An 18,422-nucleotide genomic window follows, 5' to 3' on the forward strand; every position below is an offset into this window, starting at 1 on the left:
CCATGATAAACATTTGTTTACATTATTAACCCATGGAAATTTGCAATGAAGCACAGCCCAGGAAAGCGAAAGGAAGAGATCGCTCGCTTTAATCGCATTGTTCAGCGCTCGATCCGACAGATGCGGATCGAGCTTGGTTTAAGCCAACGCGAGCTTGCCGCCAAAATGTCCTCTCAAGTTGATCAGTCTACAGTGAGCAACTGGGAGAGCGGTAAAACAGACATGACAAGCGCCCAGCTACTGGATTTATTTATGATTTTTGGTCGAGACTTGGTACAAATGTACTTTAGTTTTTTAGGCCCCGGTAATAAGCCAGAATCAGAAAACAAACAAAAAGAAGAGGATTCTTAATATGGACTTGTACTCATTAATTCCCTATCTGCCACTACCATTAATCCTGAGTGCACTCGCAATAACATGGCGATATGAAACCTCTAGATATTTTTTGCTATTGCTACTTCTTGTAGAACTAGTGGATGAAGCTTTGAACCAGATCAGCGTTGGCTGGAGCACACATCTTTATCTTTACTGCATGATAATGAACCTGGCGTTCATTGTGCCTGTTGTGTTCAGGGTGCCTATCGCTCACTGGCTATACAGGGTAACCAACATCAGCTTTTTTGAGAGAGTTGCCAAAAACACGAGATTTGCCCTTCAAGAGATTGGTTTACTAGCCATATTTGCAGCGAGTTTTCTATTAAACCTTGTCGTATATGTAGAAGTTTGGTTATATAAGTTGTACGTTATAGATTCTTTGTTAATTTTAGATAACGTACGTTCAGGCACTCAGTCAACCCTACACGTACTGATGTGTTTTGGATTAATGACTTATGTTGCAAAAACACCTGCAAGGGAGAGATTTTATAATGGTTAATATTCCTTTAGATCAATTGGCTAAGGTTTTTGGTGGTGTTGGTGGTGGTAATCAGAATGGTGAAAGACCAGAGCGTAGACAGGCTGTAAACCCCAAGCCAGCTGGCTAAACCGCTTTACCCGTACACACCGTCACTTAGAAGTGAGACGACAAGATGGTGACTATTCCTTTAGCTCAACTTGATAAAGTTTTTGGTGGTGTTGGCGGCGGTGGAGAAAATGCAGCCCGGAAGGTCCGGCCATAAAAATTTTAACCAACACTATTAATATATTCATCAGTTAGCTCATTGGGTTAACTGATGAATAGTTTCGCGCTACCAGCCTACACTTTTTCAGTGACCAATTCAGGCTACACTGGCTCGTCACCTAGCAATCGATTGGGCCTCAATTATAAAGCTTTACAAACCCTCGCCTCCTGCAGCGCCGAGCAGGTAGACCAGTGCACCATTTTGCATAAGTTGAAGGCGCGGTAAGGAGCTGAAATATGACTATAAGTGTTGTAACCTTATGTTATATAAGTCAGATAAAAATAACAAAGCGCCATAGATGCCACGACTATCAATTTACCTGCTGATCAACCTGTTTTGCCTGCTAACTACACAGCCACTATTTGCACAGCTCAGTATTGACCACACTTTAAATAGACTTATCCTGCCGTTGGAGCAACCGGTTGGCACGCATTACATGCATTTTGAAGACTTAAATCGTCCCGGCCACAGGACACAACCCGACACGCCAAGACAACTTGGTGTACGATTTTTTTATCCCACCAAGCTAAGCGCCAGCACCCAGAGATTACCGCTGTTGAGTAATCAGTTTTCGCGCTCGCACAGGCTGATTTATGATACAGATGCAGATATGACACATATCGCTTCGCTGAGCTCAATGACATGGAACATTGCCGCAGAGAGTGAAATACAGCTGTCACACGACGCTTTACCCCTGATCATTTTTTCCCACGGTTATTATCTAAATCCCGAGTCGTTTACCATCATGGCTGCACATATCGCCAGCCAGGGATACCTGGTCGCTTCCATCAATCACAGTTTTGGCTCGGATTATTATCAGCCGCCCAATTCAAAAGCGTTAAAAACGATAGAGCTGCCAGCAGACGATCTGGGCATTGATTTACCCATGTGGTCTGCAGATCAGCGTTTTGTACTGGCAAAAATAAAACAAATGGGTCAAGACCCGCAGAGCCCGTTGTTCAATGCACTCAATGGTCAGGTAGGTATTCTGGGTCATTCTTACGGCGGAGCTGCGGCGTTTTATACCGCTGCAAAAACACCCGAAGTAACCGCTATTGTTAATATGGATGGCACTGTGTTTGGCTGGCAAGATATCACCGTAACACAACCTTTTATGTATGTGCAGGCAGACGAAGAATACTTCAGCGAAATCTTTCTCAACGTACACCATAAGGGCTATTTAGCGCTATTTGAATCGCTCAATCACGTCAGTTTTTCTGACATTGTGGTACTAAAAGACTGGCTGAAAAACGGGCTGGAAGATACAGCTCAATTTAACGCTATCCTGGATGTAGCCAGGCTAAATACCGCTTTTTTTGAGCACCACTTTAATCACACCGAAGCCACATTTGTGCCAGCGATCAAAAGCAAAACCCCATTTTCCTTCAAACTCTCTGACTGCAACCCCAAACATAACGACTCAGCAACGCCATTGCGCTGCCTGATACATCGAATTAAGCACTGGACACAACAATTATTTTAATTTGAAAGGGAAAACAAACAGGTTAATGCCTAGCCCGTCGGGGGCGTTTTATTAACCTTTTCACGTACCACAGCGTCAATCATACTGGTTATGGTGCCATCACTTGCCATGCCAGCAAGCATACGTTCAATCTCATGGCGCCTTTCGAGCAGCCTGGACGCACGCGATACAGCCAGATAACCTTGTGTGCCTTTAAAGTAAAATGATGCCTTGTGGATATATTGGCTTAGATTGTGGGTTTTTAAATAATGATCAGAGCGCACATCCACACTCAGTGCAGCGTCAATGCGCTTTTTCATCAGCAGGCTAAACAGCTTGTCTGTGTCTACCGCTGCGAATTTTGTGAGACGGGTGTCTGCATCGAATTGGGGGTCATTTTTATGGCCCAGTGTCACGCCGAGAATATAGCGCTCGAGATCCTGATAGGCGTTGATGCTAACCTCGCTCCCCTTCAGGGTATAGAACACTTTATTCGCAGTGTAATAACTAGGTTCCAGATATTGCATATAGACTTCACGGTCTTTGAACTTTTGCAAAGAGCCCAGCATATCCAGCTCGCCGCTCTCCATCATTCGCAGACAACGCTTAAACGGGCAGCGAACCAGCTCAAGATCAAGATTAAGGGCATCTGCCAGATGTCGGACTATATCAACATCGATACCACTGATTTGTGTTTGCTCAACAATGACAAATGGTGGCCAGGGGTCTACGCCAAATCGCAGCGTTTTACTTTGAGCAACAGGAGAAAAAGCCGAACTCACTAAGAGCCATAAAAACCAGACGTTTACATTACAGTACGTCTTCAAAATGCGTTTTATCACGGACACCACACATTGTTATTTACAAAATTCTGCATTCATACTCAGGCAGACAATCTCATCAGTGTTGCACAAATCGACAAGCAGCGTAAGTCACTCAAGTACGTTGGAGTGTAGTACCCGTAGATTTCCCCATAAAAACCACTCAAACCGAGTTTCCTGATATATTACTAGCAAAGATAAAGAGCTGATATCTAAGCGCAGAACACCAAGCTGCAAAATTCAGCTCGGGTACTAGACGACATTAAAGGACAAATAAATTTCGCAACATTAGTGCCAGCCATCAACACAACCAGGGGGCCCTACTTCTTCCCACCCTGGTAACAATTCCTTTAAAGCCACTTGGGTTACAACATTACACTTTAAACCAGCTTGTCAGGTGTGCTGGTCAATACCTGGCACACCTGACAATCACTTCACCATTATTGTCTCTACACAAACCTAACACGCCTGTCCGCATGCCCAGCCGCAGCTCCAGGCGTACTGGAAGTTGTAGCCGCCCAGCCAGCCGGTGACGTCGGTGACTTCGCCGATAAAGTACAGGCCCGGGGCTTTCTTGGCTTCAAAGGTTTTGGAGCTGAGCTCATCAGTGTCGACGCCGCCTAGGGTGACTTCCGCGGTGCGATAGCCTTCAGTGCCGTTGGGTTTGATGTGCCAGTGGTGCAGTGCGTGGGCCAGCGTGTCAATTTCGCTGTGGCTGAGCTGGTTGGCATTTTTATCCGGGACGGTTTGCTCGCTGATCAAGACCTCGACAAAACGTTTAGGCAGTAGGGTACTAAGTAAGTTTTTCAGAGACTTACTGCCTTGCTCCTGACGCCAGTCGTGCAATTGTGCCTGCATATCAACCTCTGGTAGCAGGTTTACAATCACGCCCTGCCCGGCACGCCAGAACGAGGAGATCTGCAAAATCGCCGGGCCGGACAGGCCTCGATGGGTAAACAGTAGGTTTTCTTTGAAACTGGTACCATCTTCACTTTGCGCAGTGCAAGGGAGGCTGACGCCTGCCAGCCCATCAAAACGGGCTTTGTCATGGTCATGCAGAGTAAACGGTACCAGTGCCGCCATGGTCGGCAGAACCTTAAGGCCAAACTGCTCAGCAATTTTGTAACCAATCGGCGTGGCACCAAGTTTAGGCATAGTCAGACCGCCAGCAGCGACCACCAGAGACTGACAGCTAAATGCTTGCTCAGAGGTCGTTACAATATATCCACCCGTGTCAGTGCGTTCGACCTTGATCACCTCATTGCGCAGGAATACTTCAACCCCGGCCCAGTCGCACTCTGTTAACAAAATATCGACTATGTCCTGAGCACTGTTATCACAAAAAAGCTGACCGAGCGTTTTATGGTGATAGGCCAGGCCGTGTCTGTCCACCAGCTCGATGAAATCATGCTGGGTGTAGCGGCTCAGGCAGGATTTCACAAAATGGGGATTGGCGCATAAATAGTTCTGTGGTGTGGCACCCTCATTAGTAAAATTGCAACGACCACCGCCGCTAATGAGTATTTTTCGACCGGCTTTTTTGCCCATATCAACCACCGCCACACTGCGGCCCCGATACCCAGCTTGTGCCGCGCACATCAGGCCAGCCGCGCCCGCGCCGATGATCACCACATCAAAGTTCAACATTGTATATTGTGTCCTGAAAAAGTTATGCAGGTATTGTATCAACTTATACCCAAGAGGTGGAGTAATGCGGTTATTTAGCAAACAAAGGCACATAATTTTATCACAACTAGTAATAAAATATTAACCATTTACAATCATTTACAATACTAACTAAATCATACCTCATCCTGTAACAAAGAATAATTATGCAATAAAAACAATGAACTATTGCAATAAACGAACTATCTAGCCATCCACTTATAACAAAAACAATAGTGTAAATAACAAAACAGCACTTTAAATACTTTAACCACTTCTTTACCTTCGATAACCATCTGCTTGCACACGCAAACAGAACAACAACAACAAGTAAGAAACTAGGGAATTCTAAGAATGACAACACGTAACCTAAAAATCGGCGCAGTTGCGCTGGCAATGACTGGCATGTTTGCCGCGACTAATGCAATGGCAAACAACTTTGAAGCACTCAACAACAGCGTTAGCATGGCGCAGTTGAGCCAGAAGATGGAAAGCCAGAACACAGCCGGTACTCAGTTCATCATCAAATATAAAGATAACAGCAGCCAGCTTATGTCTATTGCCGGTGCAGATATGTCACCAGCAATGATGAACTCGCGCGCTCAAAGTTTCGTGAAGAACTTCAAAAGTAAGAAAAAATCTTCACTACAAACCAAGTACGTTCGTAAAATGGCATTGAGCAACCACCACGTAATGCGTGTTGACAAGAAACTAACTGCAGCTGAAGCACAAAGCCTGATGCAGGAAATGGCAGCAACTGGCAACATCGAATACATCGAAATTGACCAAATGCTTCAGCCTTTCGCAACGCCTAACGATCCACGTTACTCTGATCAGTGGCACTATTTTGAAGCAAACGGTGGTATCAACGCACCTGCCGCTTGGGACAAAGCAACTGGTAGCGGCGTAGTTGTTGCTGTACTGGATACTGGTTACCGTCCGCACGCGGATCTGAGCGCTAACCTGCTACAAGGTTATGACATGATCTCAGATGTGTCTGTTGCTAACGATGGTGGCGGTCGTGATAGCGATGCTCGTGACCCGGGTGACGCGGTTACACGTAACGAATGTGGCTATACGCACAGTGCACGTGATTCAAGCTGGCACGGTACACACGTAGCAGGTACTGTGGCTGCGGTATCTAACAATGGTGAAGGTATTGCCGGTGTTGCTTACGACGCGAAAGTCGTACCAGTTCGTGTACTTGGTAAATGTGGTGGTCTAACTTCAGATATCGCTGACGCTATCATCTGGGCATCAGGTGGTTCAGTATCTGGCGTACCTGCAAACGCTAACCCAGCTGACGTAATTAACATGAGTTTAGGTGGCAGTGGTTCATGTAGCTCTACCACTCAAAATGCAATCAATACAGCGCGTGCAAACGGCACCACAATTGTTATTGCAGCAGGTAACGACAACGACAACTCTGCAAACTACAACCCAGGTAACTGTTCTGGAGTTATCAATGTTGCGTCTGTAGGTCGTAACGGTGGTCGCGCTTACTACTCAAACTACGGTTCAAACATTGATGTTGCAGCACCAGGTGGCGCACAAAGCTTTGCTAATGATCCAGAAGGTGTTCTGTCTACTTACAACTCAGGTAGCAACACGCCTTCAAGCGACAGCTATGCGTATTCACAAGGTACGTCAATGGCGGCACCTCACGTAGCGGGTGTAGCGGCGCTTATCAAACAAGCTAAACCATCTGCAACGCCGGATGAAGTAGAAAGCATCCTGAAAAGCACAACTCGCAGCTTCCCAGCAACCTGTACTAGCTGTGGTACTGGTATCATCGATGCGTCAGCGGCGGTAGATGCAGCACTTGGCAACGACAATGGTACTGGTGGCAACGAGCTGGAAGACGGCGTAGCTAAAACTGGCCTGTCTGGCGGCGCAAGCAGCGAAACATTCTACACTTTTGACGTCACCAGTGGTGTAAGCAAAGTTACCTTCACTATGAGTGGCGGTACCGGTGATGCTGACTTGTACGTACGTGCAAACGCTAAGCCGACTCAAACAACTTACGACTGTCGTCCATACGAAGGTGGTAACAACGAAGTATGTACAATTGATAACCCATCTACTGGTACTTACCACGTAATGATGCGCGGTTACTCTGCATACAGCGGTGTTAGCCTGAAAGCTGAAACAGCAGGTGGCTCTACTGGTCCGGTTTCTTTGACTGAGTCTAACTTGTCTGCAAGCACAGGTGGCTGGGTTCAGAAGTCACTAGACGTACCTGCGGGCATGAGCAGCCTAACTGTAACCATCTCTGGTGGTACAGGCGACGCTGACCTGTTCGTTAAGCAAGGTAGTGCACCTACCAGCTCTAGCTATGACTGCCGTCCTTATAAAGGTGGTAATGCAGAGACCTGTACTTTCACTAACCCACAAGCGGGTACCTGGTACTTCGGTCTTAACGCTTACAGAACTTTCTCTGGCGTTACATTGAACGCACAGGCTCAATAAGCAACATTCCCCAGGCTTTATAATGAGGGCTAAACCTTAGGGTTTAGCCCTTTTTTTATGCCCTGTGATTGGAGAATTCTGAGCTGTTTACTCTGGTATGTTGATGATTGCCCTACCGAGTGACAGTGTGGGGGATGAGGTTGACGTGCAAGACCAGCAGCTGTATTGCCTGTTAGTGGGTCCCGTATCAAGTACAGGATGACGTGCGTAGCAAGTATGGAATGACGGTCGTACCGAGTAAGGGATGACGTTCGTACCGAGCAAGGGATGACGTTCATATCAAGTACGGGATGACGTTCATATCAAGTACGGGATGACGTTCATATCAAGTACGGGATGACGTTCGTATCAAGTACGAAATGACGTTCGTATCAAGTGCAGGATGACGTTCGTATCAAGTACAGGGTGACGTTCGTAGCAAGTACGGGGTGACGTTCGTACCGAGTAAGGGATGACGTTCGTACCGAGTAAAGGGTGACAGTTCAGGTCATGAAGTCGATGCTCAGACAGGTGTGTAGGGTGCCGTTACTGAAACCTGTAGCTATGGTATTCAGCATGAGTTAGGGGCGCCAGATAAGATTTGTGAGTATGAATTAGCCGCTTATGCAACAGACTACAGATATCAAAAAACCATCAATACGCAGCCCTTCTTAACCATAATAATCAATGGGTTATTAAAATAAAAGTAGAAAAAAGCAAAGGAATTTGGAAATGCGTGAGTCATTCGAACAACGGAATGACTCTACGATGTGTGCTCCGCAGCGCCACAGGAATAAGGCGATAAAAACTGCGCTGCGAGTGTGCTTACATTTGTTCAAACAAGCTGTCGGTGCTTAGCCCCTCGTGTTGTAAAATGTCTTTTAAGCGACGCAGTGCTTCTACCTGAATTTGACGTACACGTTCACGTGTTAAACCAATCTCACGTCCTACATCTTCCAGTGTCGACGGCTCGTAACCCAGTAACCCAAAGCGACGTGCTAACACTTCTCTTTGTTTCGGGTTCAATTCACCTAACCAGTCGACAATATGACGATTGATGTCTTTGTTCTGCACTTCACTTTCAGGCTCGTAACCACGCTCGTCTGCAATAATGTCCAGCAAAGCCTTGTCATTATCACCGCCAATGGGTGTATCCACAGAGGTGATTTTCTCGTTCAAACGCAACATCTTACTGACATCTTCAACCGGTCTGTCGAGTGACTCTGCGATTTCCTCAGCGGTCGGCTCGTGGTCCAGTTTTTGCGTCAGCTCACGTGCTGTACGAAGGTACACATTGAGCTCTTTGACTACGTGGATAGGTAAACGTATGGTGCGAGTCTGGTTCATGATGGCCCGTTCAATGGTCTGACGGATCCACCAGGTGGCGTAGGTAGAAAAGCGGAAACCACGCTCCGGATCGAACTTCTCAACAGCCCGGATAAGGCCTAAGTTTCCTTCTTCAATCAGGTCAAGCAGTGCCAGGCCCCGATTATTGTAACGGCGCGCAATTTTAACCACCAGGCGCAGGTTACTTTCTATCATGCGTTTGCGCGACGCCTCGCAGCCTTTCAAGGCTTTACGTGCGAAGTAAACTTCCTCTTCTGCACTGAGCAGTGGCGAAAAGCCAATCTCTCCCAGATACAACTGAGTTGCATCTAAATTCTTAACGCTGTCGTCCTTGGCGAAAAGGTCTTCATCATTCTCAATATCTTCCAGCAGCTCCGATTTGGGCTCCTCTACTGAGACATCTTCAAACTTCTCGTCCAACTCTGGATTTACTTTACTATTCAATTTTGCTGTTTGAGCCATAAGCATCCCCCCAAGCGAATAAGTGACAGTCTTCCATCATTACGTCGATAGGCTATTATTTAGGCAAGTACCTACTAGGATTTACGGCTTGTCCCCGGTAACGGATCTCAAACCGCAACGCAACAGATGATGCGTCTGTATCTCCCATTTCGGCAATTTTTTGCCCGGCTTTAACTTGCTGCTGCTCTCTTACTAGCAATTTGGAATTGTGGGCGTACGCGCTAAGGTAATCATCTGTGTGTTTCAGAATGATCAGATTGCCGTATCCCCGTAATGCACTCCCTGCGTATACAACAACGCCATTTGCCGCAGCCTTAACAGATGTTCCCTTTTTATTTGTAATCTGAATTCCCTTATAGCCGTTTTCTTTGACAGAAAAACGTCGGGTCACCTTACCAACTGCGGGCCAGCGCCATCGTACCTTATTATTTGACAACTGCTTGGTATGACTGGATTTTTCGCTGGCTTGCTTTTGAACATACTCTCGTTGCTTAGGTCGATCAAGCTCTTTTTTCGGTGAAATGTTATTTTTTTGTTTTTTATCGGTTAATTTTGCGGTTTTTGCTGGCTGCTTTTTAGGCGCTTTATACTTCTTTTTCGGATATTCTAATAAGATGAGTTGACCGGGGAAAATGGTGTAGGGAGGCTTAATTTTATTGATTTTGGCAACAGTTCTAACATCCTTATTTGCACTAAAAGCAATAGCAAATAAGGTATCACCTTTTTTAACCTTATATTGATTATTTTTTATTTGAATTTTTTGTTTATAACTGGTCTTACCTTTAGAGAGATTCACAACCGGAGCTGGAGAATGTGGCGTCGTACATGCGGCCAGAAAATAGCACAATAGCAATAAAATATTGATGCGCGCCCGATTCATGCCTTGATTACTTTCCGCTTGTTAATTCGACCATCCACTTTAGCATACTCGTATGGATTTTCTCGCCTTTTTTGTGACTTCTAACTCAGCGCACCTGGGATCAGTGGCACAAAACGCACCTCTGCCAGTTTGTTTTCGATAAACTGCTGGCCTTTTCTTTGATACACAGTGAGTACCTGATATTGCTCACCCACAGGAATAACCATCACACCGCCTTCCGAAAGCTGTTCTAACAACGCCTGCGGAACTTGGGCTGCCGCAGCGGTGACGATGATACCATCATAAGGGCCTTTCGACGCCCAGCCCTGCCAGCCATCCCCATGTTTCATGGCAACATTGTATAGATCCAGCATATGCAAACGACGTTTCGCCTGCCATTGCAGTGCTTTGATCCGCTCTATGCTGTACACCTCATCGAACAGCTGGGCCAGCACCGCGGTTTGATAGCCGGACCCTGTACCAACCTCAAGCACTTTTTTGCGTACTCCAGCCTGGCGCAGTAACTCTGTCATTCTGGCAACCACTAGCGGCTGAGAAATAGTCTGGCCCTGACCGATAGGCAACGCAGTATTTTCATAAGATTTATGCTGCAATACGGCATCGACAAATAAGTGGCGAGGCGTGATCTCCAGACAATTCAATACCTCAGGGTCACTTATCCCATTACGACTCAGAGTAGTAACCAACGCCTCGGCGCTGCGTTTGTAGTTTTTGAGCAATGTGCTTACTCCTGCTCAGCGATCCAGCTTGATAAAGGGTCCAGACTCTCATGCGCTGTCATGTCTACTTTCAGTGGGGTAATGGCGGCATATCCCTGCTTAATTGCATAAAAGTCGGTGCCTTCGCCCGCATCCAGCTCCTGGCCCAGTGAACCATACCAGTACACGTCACGGTTCCAGGGATCCAACTGCCGGGTCATGGTTTCAGCTTTGTGTCGTGCGCCCAGGCGAGTCACTTGCATGCCTTTGAGCTCAGACAGAGGAATATCCGGCACATTGATATTGATGATCTGATCTTTCGGCAATGGATGACTTTTCAGCGCTTTAATGAGTTTAACCGTGACAGCTGCGGCGGTTTCATAATGCGCTTCGCGCTTTGAACACAAAGACACAGCAATCGCAGGTAACCCCAAATGGCGACCTTCTGTCGCGGCAGCAACCGTACCTGAGTAAAGCGTATCGTCACCCAAATTCGCCCCATTGTTGATACCAGCAACCACCAGATCAGGTGCTTCTTCGAGCAACTGATTAACCCCCAGATGAACACAATCTGTGGGTGTCCCATTGACACTCACAAAGCCATTTTCAAGCGTGGTTGCCCGCAGTGGATTCATCAGTGTCAAAGAGTTACTCGCACCGCTGCAGTTGCGGTCTGGCGCAATGACCACCACCTCGGCAATTTCGCACAAAGCGTGGTACAGTACTTCGATTCCTTTTGCATGTACTCCGTCATCATTACTGAGCAGGATCTTCATCTTGGTTGCTTCCTTTTTTATCATAATTGCGATGACTGACATCCTCATGATGCACCAGCTCTCGCAGTATTGCGGTGGCATAACACCCTTTCGGTAAATCAAAACTAAGCTGAATGGTCGTGGTGTCGAGTGTTTTCACCGTCAGGTTTTGTGGGATTACCTTTAACGCACGGCGCTCATTTTTAAGTCCCAAAGTGCCCAGTCCCTGCCACCAGTCGGCAAAGGGTTTGAGCCATTCTATTTCAAGTGCAGTCAAGCCTTTTTCGCCTTTACCCAGCAAAGGCGCTGACAACACAATATCGGCTTCAAGTAGCCGGACAATTAGCGCATCACTGATGTCTTCTTCAAAAAACGCATTACTGCCACTGAGCATGAAAACTTCACGGTGCCAGGTCTTTGCCAGGCCATGCTCAGCCACCCGTTTTGAAACCAGCTGATTAAAAATATGTGAGCGCGCGGCAGAGATAACCAAACCACGTAATTTTTTATCACGGATCCGCTCTCCCTCAAATAGCCTTTGTGCCATTTCCAGGTTGTAGCCATCATGACCAAAACGCTGTTCACCAAAATAGTTCGGCACCCCCTGGCGTACGGCATTTATCCGTGACAACAAATCTAACGGTTCACTGACATTACGTAACGTGATGGTAAAACGATTACCCTTATGGCACCCAGTGCGCAATTTTCGATTATGGCGCACTTGTTTCACCACAAACAGGCTGTCGCTGTTCAGCTCACTGAAATCCAAAGAGTGTTTGATTGGCACCGGGACACTGAACCACTGAGTACATACGCCGTGACGATCTTTTAGTCCGCCATAGCTAACATCTCTTGGCGCAACGCCTGCAAATTCGGCCAGCTTGCGGGCAATAAAGGCTGTGTTCTCCCCTTTTTTGACCACCTGCAGACAAACATGCTCCCCTTCTCCGGTAAATTCAATATCGAGGATTTCATCCACTATAAAGTCTTCAGGCTGAGACTTAAACTCAGCACGCGCTAACGGCTCCCCGTACAGGTAGTTGAGCGCGGATACACAGGTTTTCACGCTAAGCCACCTTAGTCAGTAATACAACGGCATGGCTGGAGATCCCTTCTTTACGCCCTTCAAAGCCCAGTTTTTCCGTGGTGGTGGCTTTCACATTGATCTGGCCAATATCGGCCTGGCAATCTGCCGCTAGGTTAGCGCGCATCGCATCAATGTGTGGGCGCATTTTTGGTGCCTGTGCGACGATAGTGACATCCAGATTGCCAAGCTGATAGCCCAGTTCGCTGACCTGCTCCATCACTCTGCGCAGCAAAATACGGCTGTCGATGTCTTCAAACTCAGCAGCCGTATCGGGAAAGTGTTTACCAATGTCGCCAAGCGCCAGCGCGCCAAGCAAAGCATCACACACAGCATGAATGGCCACATCACCGTCGGAGTGTGCGATAAACCCCTGCGTGTAGGGGATCTTCTCACCACAAATGGTTAGCGGGCCTTCACCACCGAACTTATGAACATCAAACCCGTGACCTATGCGTATCATAATGACCTCGCTTTGCTTTGTTGTGACATCAGAAAACTGGCCAGTGCATAGTCTTCTGGTGTGGTAATTTTAATGTTATCTGAGCGACCACTAACTAACCGAACAGGTTGTCCGGCCAGCTCAATGGCCGAGGCCTCATCGGTAATCTGTGCGTTATTTTGCTGCGCCTGTTGCAACGCATTGAGCAATTGATGATAAGGGAAAAACTGCGGTGTCAGCGCCTGCCATAATGTTGCTCGTGGCACTGTCTCTTCGCTGTGGCTGGTACCACGTTTAATGGTGTCTTTGACCTTACTCGCCAAAATGCCACCTTCCTGATGCGTCAGGCACTGCTCAATCAAGTTGGAGATATCGCTGACTTCCACCAGTGGCCGAGCAGCATCATGCACAAGCACCCAATCTGGCGGAGAATTTTGCATGGCTAATAAGGCATTGAGCACCGAGTCGGATCGCTCCTGCCCACCGGTTACCCGGCTGACAGTAAGGCCACTCAAGTCCAATTCATCAAAGTAGCCATCCGTTTCACTCACAGCCACATACAGTTTATTCAACTGTGGTACTTGAGCCAATTTACCAAGTGTGTGCTCAAGCACCGTTTTGTCGCCAATTTTCAGATATTGCTTGGGGTGGTTCAGTCCCATTCTGGCACCCACGCCAGCAGCAGGAACAACCGCTGCGATTGTAGTTGGTTTATTCATCGTGCTTCTTTGACAGTACGCGGATAAAGGTTTCGTTAGGTTTGATCATGCCGAGCTCATGGCGCGCTCGCTCCTCAACCCCTTCAAGTCCAAGCTTAAGATCTTCGATATCCGCTCTGAGTAATTTATTGCGTTTGGCCAGATCGGCATTGGCAGCCTGATGTTTGTCTACCGCCGTTTTGATACGCCTGAAGTCTTCAAGACCATTGTGCCCAAACCACAAGTTATATTGGGTATAGGCACACAGGCATAACAATGCAAGTTGGAAATATCGCATTCGGGCTACCTTAATTGCTTTACAGGATCATGCATTGCACCTGGCAATGTGCACTACTTGCGTTGTTGTTTTTTTCTCACGTTTGCCCAGTTTACACTGCTGGCCAGTAACATTTCGCGTAAGCCCAGCGTTCTGGGTGGCAGTATTTTATGATATTGCCAGCGGTGACCACAACAGGCGGCAGTCATTAACGCTTTATTGGGTTTGAGTAAAAATCGGGTTGTTGGCAAATTTGTTTGCTCATTGTTGCTGAGTGCTTTACCCGAACAGTCAAACCAGCCAAACTGGTTGCAATGCCATCGCCCGTCGCGTTTTTGATCCAGTGTATCTAAATACAGACTGGTAATGCCAAGGTCCACAACCAGAACAGGTACAACCAATCCAATGGTGGCCTGTGCAGTAAAATAAGCTTGTGCTTCTTCTGCTTGCCACTCTGGGCATTTGCGTTGTTTAGCCAACCAGCAGCCGTTATGACTATCAAGCTCAAGCGGCACCTCGCCGAGCACAATGTGTGTTGCAGCACGCTCTACGTAATAAGGCAAGCTGTTCAAACGCCTTTGTAGCCGGTCAATGTCAGGCTCTGCCGACAGGCTGGGGATTTCACGCGCATAAAAGACATTGGCCAGCTCAGCATACGCCAACCGGGTTGCCTCGTCCTGCCATATTGTGCTTTGTTGCTTCGTGTGATCTTGACTGTTCAAAATGCCTCCTTTACACAGAGGTTATATCACGACCACACGGTTAAATATAGCGCACTCTTATGAAAGCAACCGACAACAGGCAATCAGCACAATTAAGGGGTTTTAGGCCGCTTACCGAGCCTGGCTTCCCCTGACTCACTGAACATCACCGCGGTATCACGCTTTTTGCCAATTAATAAACTGCCATCAGCCAAAAACATAAAATTCTGCCAGGTACGTTTAAACACATCAAACTGGGTTTCAATGATCAGCTCACGCGACATACAAAAGTACACTGTGGTATTGTCTTCCCAGTTAAGGAAATCACAAATGGTGTCAGGCAGGGTGGCTTCGCCGGCTTCCCACGGTCCTTCCCAGTCCAAACTTTCGTGCCAGTTTTCTTCTTTACCTGGCCAGTCATGAGGCGTAAAAAAGTCAGGGTGATCCTGCTCACGACTCACCATAGTGGTCCACAACACAGCCGCACGTTGCTCAGTCATCGGCTTGATCCGTGCCAGATCGGCCTCATCAATGGGCAAGTCCTGATGACGAAACACCCAGGCTTTCTTGAACGCATCGAGCGCAATATAATTCATGTCTGATACCTATTTATTAAAACCCAGACATTATACCTAATTGGAGCAACAACCGTGAACAAAGAACTCAAACCCGGCATTTACCAGCATTACAAAGGGCCAAAATATCAAGTGCTGTTTGTCGCCACCCATAGCGAAACTGAAGAAGCTATGGTGGTCTACCAGACACTGTACGGCGACTATGATCATTGGGTGCGACCACTTAGTATGTTCAGCGAAACCGTCGAGATCGAGGGCGAACAAATGCCACGCTTTAACTACCTGGGGCCGGCACAGTGAGGTGTATTTGCGCTGCCCATCTTGGCTGTGGCACACTGAACCTCTATTACTCATCAGACCAGAGTTAACACGTTTATGTTTAAAGGTACCGAATCTTATATTGCCAGCACGGCGTTACAACAAGCGGTAAACGCGGCAGTGATCCTGGAAAAGCCACTGCTGATCAAAGGGGAGCCCGGCACAGGAAAAACCCTGCTGGCTGAGGAGCTGGCCAAAAGTCTGGATACAGAGCTCATTCAGTGGCACATCAAATCGACTACTAAGGCGCAGCAAGGCCTGTATGAATACGATGCGGTATCGCGCCTGCGCGACAGTCAGCTGGGCGACGCACGCGTGCACGATATTGGCAACTACATCATTAAGGGCAAACTGTGGCAGGCCTTTACTCAGGCAAAGCGCCCGGTGCTGCTGATCGATGAAATCGATAAAGCCGATATTGAGTTCCCCAACGATCTCCTGCTTGAGTTAGATCGCATGGAGTTTCACGTGTACGAAACCGGTGAGCAGGTCAAAGCTCAGGTTCGTCCTATAGTGATCATCACGTCTAACAACGAAAAAGAATTGCCCGATGCATTTTTACGTCGTTGCTTCTTCCACTATATAGACTTCCCTGATAAAGATGAGATGCAGGCGATCATTGATGTACACTTCCCTGCTATTAAGCCGCGCTTAGTAAAGCAAGCGCTGGAAGTGTTTTTTGAATTACGCAGTGTCGCTGGATTGAAAAAGAAACCCAGTACCAGTGAACTGCTCGACTGGCTCAAGCTATTATTGGCAGAAGACATAGATCCTGAGACACTTCAGGATCGCAGCCACAAAGGCGGATTGATGCCCATGTTTGGCGCGTTGCTAAAAAATGAGCAAGACGTCACTTTGCTTGAGAAACTGGCTTTTTTAGGTAAACGCTGATCATGTTGATCGACTTCTTATTCACGCTCAGACGCTATGGTGTGAAAGCCAGCCTTCGGGAGCTACTGGACTGTATCAATGCGCTGGATAAAGGTGTGTGCTTCGCCGACATCGACGGGTTTTATCATCTGGCCAAAACCATATTTGTCAAAGATGAAACTCAGTTCGATAAGTTTGACCGCGCCTTTGCCGATTATTTTGAGGGCGTCGAATCATTGGATCTGTTCAGCCAGTTACAGCAAAGCGCCCTGCCACAAGACTGGCTGCGCAAAGAGTTTGAAAAGCACCTGAGTGAAGAAGAAAAAGCCAAGCTTAAGGCGCTCGGTGGACTCGACAAGCTGCTGGATACCCTGAAACAAAGGCTCGCCGAGCAGCAAAAGCGTCATGCCGGTGGCAACAAATGGGTAGGTACTGGCGGTACTTCCCCCTTTGGAGCATACGGTTATAACCCGGAAGGTGTCCGGATTGGGCAGGACGGCAATCGTCACCGCCGTGCCGTTAAGGTGTGGGATAAACGTCAGTATCGTAACTTAGATGCAGACAGTGACATCAGTAATCGTACTATCAAGCTGGCACTCAAACAATTACGCAAATTTGCCCGCAGTGGCGCCAGCGATCAACTTGATCTGAATGAAACTATCCGTGCTACAGCCAAACAAGGCGGTATGCTGGATGTGAAAATGGCGCCTGAGCGGCACAATGCCGTTAACGTCATCATGCTGTTTGATATCGGCGGATCTATGGATGATCATATTCAGATCTGTGAACAGCTGTTCAGCGCCGCACACAGCGAGTTTAAACACCTTGAGTTTTTCTACTTCCATAACTGTGTATACGAACATGTCTGGCAGGACAACGACCGGCTGGATAGTACTTTGCTCGATACCCATCAGCTTATCAACCGCTTTGGCCGGGATTATCGGCTGATCTTCGTCGGTGATGCTACTATGGGTCCCTATGAGATCACCTACCCCGGCGGCAGTGTCGAACACTGGAACCAGGAAGCCGGCTCAGTGTGGTTACAAAGGCTCACTCAGCATTTCGATAAAGTCGCCTGGCTTAACCCACAACCAAAGACTCATTGGCCTTACTACCATTCAATTGGCCTTATCGATGAACTGATGGCTGGCCGTATGTTTCCATTGACCTTAGATGGACTCAGTGAAGCAATTAAAGAGCTAAGCTAATAACAAAACAAAAAAGCCCACCTCTTTCGAGTTGGGCTTTTCTTGTTTGGAGTCTGATAATGCTTGTCAGGTCTCATGCTAACGGTGTGGCCTGTTGGCAGTTCCCGCATCAAGTGTGGGATGACGGTGGTGCGGGCTTTATGATCGGGAAGTTATACAACTTTTTTAAATCGCACAAAGCAAAAAACCCGCTGCATTGCTGCAACGGGTTTGACGTACATGGAAGTACGAATGTCCATGATATTCATGGGTGAATTGCGACCGAAGCACCGCTTCGCAGCGCAATGAACGCGAGGCATGGACGCCGAGCTGGGAGCCCTCCACCAGGAAGTGTGTCCAAAGGTTGTTCAGTACAAGTTTTACGATCCAACCCAGCTTCATGGATGAATAGGCGATACTATTCTATCTACAGCTTTTTTAAACTACCCAAAACGCAAAAAAGCCCGACTCTTTCGAATCGGGCTTTGATGTACAAGGAGGTACGAATGTCGATGATATTCATTGATGAATTAAGTGCAAAGTACAATGACAGCGAGCAACGCGAGTACATTTACTTTGCGCAAGGTGAAATGAGCTATTGTAGAGAACGC

The 18,422-nt window shown here is 47.4% G+C and carries 19 protein-coding genes; 7 read left to right on the forward strand and 12 right to left on the reverse strand.

The window, feature by feature from the left end; all coding sequences use genetic code 11:
- Positions 1-45 precede the first annotated feature (45 nt).
- The 3 genes from IY568_RS11400 to IY568_RS11410 all read left to right on the forward strand — a co-directional run bounded on the left by IY568_RS11400 (position 46) and on the right by IY568_RS11410 (position 2,604).
- Positions 46-351 carry a helix-turn-helix domain-containing protein gene (locus IY568_RS11400; protein ID WP_194867595.1) on the forward strand — a complete coding sequence of 102 codons (306 nt, stop codon included), beginning with the start codon at positions 46-48 and terminating at the stop codon, positions 349-351.
- Between the two features lies 1 nt (position 352).
- The gene (locus tag IY568_RS11405; protein WP_194867596.1) at positions 353-874 is read left to right on the forward strand and encodes a hypothetical protein; all 522 of its coding nucleotides are present in this window, start codon (positions 353-355) and stop codon (positions 872-874) included.
- Between the two features lie 545 nt (positions 875-1,419).
- Positions 1,420-2,604 carry an alpha/beta hydrolase family protein gene (locus IY568_RS11410; RefSeq protein ID WP_194867597.1) on the forward strand — a complete coding sequence of 395 codons (1,185 nt, stop codon included), beginning with the start codon at positions 1,420-1,422 and terminating at the stop codon, positions 2,602-2,604.
- Between the two features lie 29 nt (positions 2,605-2,633).
- Here IY568_RS11410 and IY568_RS11415 read toward each other — a convergent pair whose 3' ends face one another.
- Positions 2,634-3,425: a substrate-binding periplasmic protein gene (locus tag IY568_RS11415; RefSeq protein WP_194867598.1), complete on the reverse strand. Its 792-nt coding sequence runs from the start codon at positions 3,423-3,425 to the stop codon at positions 2,634-2,636.
- Between the two features lie 438 nt (positions 3,426-3,863).
- The gene (locus IY568_RS11420; RefSeq protein WP_194867599.1) at positions 3,864-5,051 is read right to left on the reverse strand and encodes an NAD(P)/FAD-dependent oxidoreductase; all 1,188 of its coding nucleotides are present in this window, start codon (positions 5,049-5,051) and stop codon (positions 3,864-3,866) included.
- 372 nt (positions 5,052-5,423) lie between these two features.
- On the opposite strand from IY568_RS11420, the gene IY568_RS11425 reads away from it, so the two are divergent.
- A complete protein-coding gene (locus tag IY568_RS11425) occupies positions 5,424-7,538 on the forward strand; it encodes a S8 family peptidase (RefSeq protein ID WP_194867600.1) in 2,115 nt (704 codons plus the stop codon).
- Positions 7,539-8,342: 804 nt separating this feature from the next.
- Here the strand turns inward: IY568_RS11425 and rpoS are convergent.
- From rpoS to IY568_RS11475, 10 genes are all read right to left on the reverse strand, one after another.
- Positions 8,343-9,326 (reverse strand): RNA polymerase sigma factor RpoS, encoded by a 984-nt coding sequence (gene rpoS, locus IY568_RS11430; protein WP_058797954.1) that lies wholly within the window; start codon positions 9,324-9,326, stop codon positions 8,343-8,345.
- Positions 9,327-9,381: 55 nt separating this feature from the next.
- On the reverse strand, positions 9,382-10,206 hold the full coding sequence (locus tag IY568_RS11435) for a peptidoglycan DD-metalloendopeptidase family protein (protein WP_194867601.1): 825 nt from the start codon (positions 10,204-10,206) through the stop codon (positions 9,382-9,384).
- Between the two features lie 80 nt (positions 10,207-10,286).
- The gene (locus IY568_RS11440) at positions 10,287-10,925 is read right to left on the reverse strand and encodes a protein-L-isoaspartate(D-aspartate) O-methyltransferase (RefSeq protein ID WP_010383888.1); all 639 of its coding nucleotides are present in this window, start codon (positions 10,923-10,925) and stop codon (positions 10,287-10,289) included.
- Between the two features lie 5 nt (positions 10,926-10,930).
- The gene (gene surE / locus IY568_RS11445) at positions 10,931-11,680 is read right to left on the reverse strand and encodes a 5'/3'-nucleotidase SurE (protein ID WP_125560888.1); all 750 of its coding nucleotides are present in this window, start codon (positions 11,678-11,680) and stop codon (positions 10,931-10,933) included.
- A complete protein-coding gene (truD, locus tag IY568_RS11450) occupies positions 11,661-12,725 on the reverse strand; it encodes a tRNA pseudouridine(13) synthase TruD (protein ID WP_125560890.1) in 1,065 nt (354 codons plus the stop codon). Before truD ends, surE begins: the two co-directional genes overlap by 20 nt.
- A 1-nt stretch (position 12,726) precedes the next feature.
- A complete protein-coding gene (gene ispF / locus IY568_RS11455; protein WP_125560892.1) occupies positions 12,727-13,206 on the reverse strand; it encodes a 2-C-methyl-D-erythritol 2,4-cyclodiphosphate synthase in 480 nt (159 codons plus the stop codon).
- Positions 13,203-13,904: a 2-C-methyl-D-erythritol 4-phosphate cytidylyltransferase gene (gene ispD / locus IY568_RS11460; protein ID WP_125560894.1), complete on the reverse strand. Its 702-nt coding sequence runs from the start codon at positions 13,902-13,904 to the stop codon at positions 13,203-13,205. Before ispD ends, ispF begins: the two co-directional genes overlap by 4 nt.
- A complete protein-coding gene (gene ftsB / locus IY568_RS11465) occupies positions 13,897-14,181 on the reverse strand; it encodes a cell division protein FtsB (protein WP_010383879.1) in 285 nt (94 codons plus the stop codon). Before ftsB ends, ispD begins: the two co-directional genes overlap by 8 nt.
- 53 nt (positions 14,182-14,234) lie before the next feature.
- Positions 14,235-14,882: a hypothetical protein gene (locus tag IY568_RS11470; RefSeq protein ID WP_194867602.1), complete on the reverse strand. Its 648-nt coding sequence runs from the start codon at positions 14,880-14,882 to the stop codon at positions 14,235-14,237.
- Positions 14,883-14,974: 92 nt separating this feature from the next.
- Complete coding sequence (locus tag IY568_RS11475; protein ID WP_194867603.1) at positions 14,975-15,457, reverse strand: DUF2947 domain-containing protein; 483 nt, start codon at positions 15,455-15,457, stop codon at positions 14,975-14,977.
- A gap of 54 nt (positions 15,458-15,511) precedes the next feature.
- Between IY568_RS11475 and IY568_RS11480 the strand changes: the two genes are divergently transcribed.
- From IY568_RS11480 to IY568_RS11490, 3 genes are all read left to right on the forward strand, one after another.
- A complete protein-coding gene (locus tag IY568_RS11480; RefSeq protein ID WP_125560900.1) occupies positions 15,512-15,736 on the forward strand; it encodes a DUF1653 domain-containing protein in 225 nt (74 codons plus the stop codon).
- A gap of 75 nt (positions 15,737-15,811) precedes the next feature.
- Positions 15,812-16,645 carry an AAA family ATPase gene (locus IY568_RS11485; protein ID WP_125560902.1) on the forward strand — a complete coding sequence of 278 codons (834 nt, stop codon included), beginning with the start codon at positions 15,812-15,814 and terminating at the stop codon, positions 16,643-16,645.
- A 2-nt stretch (positions 16,646-16,647) separates the two neighbouring features.
- Positions 16,648-17,832 (forward strand): vWA domain-containing protein, encoded by a 1,185-nt coding sequence (locus IY568_RS11490; RefSeq protein WP_194867604.1) that lies wholly within the window; start codon positions 16,648-16,650, stop codon positions 17,830-17,832.
- Positions 17,833-18,422 lie beyond the last annotated feature (590 nt).

This window comes from Pseudoalteromonas sp. PPB1, assembly GCF_015356275.1.
Classification (GTDB): domain Bacteria; phylum Pseudomonadota; class Gammaproteobacteria; order Enterobacterales; family Alteromonadaceae; genus Pseudoalteromonas; species Pseudoalteromonas rubra_D.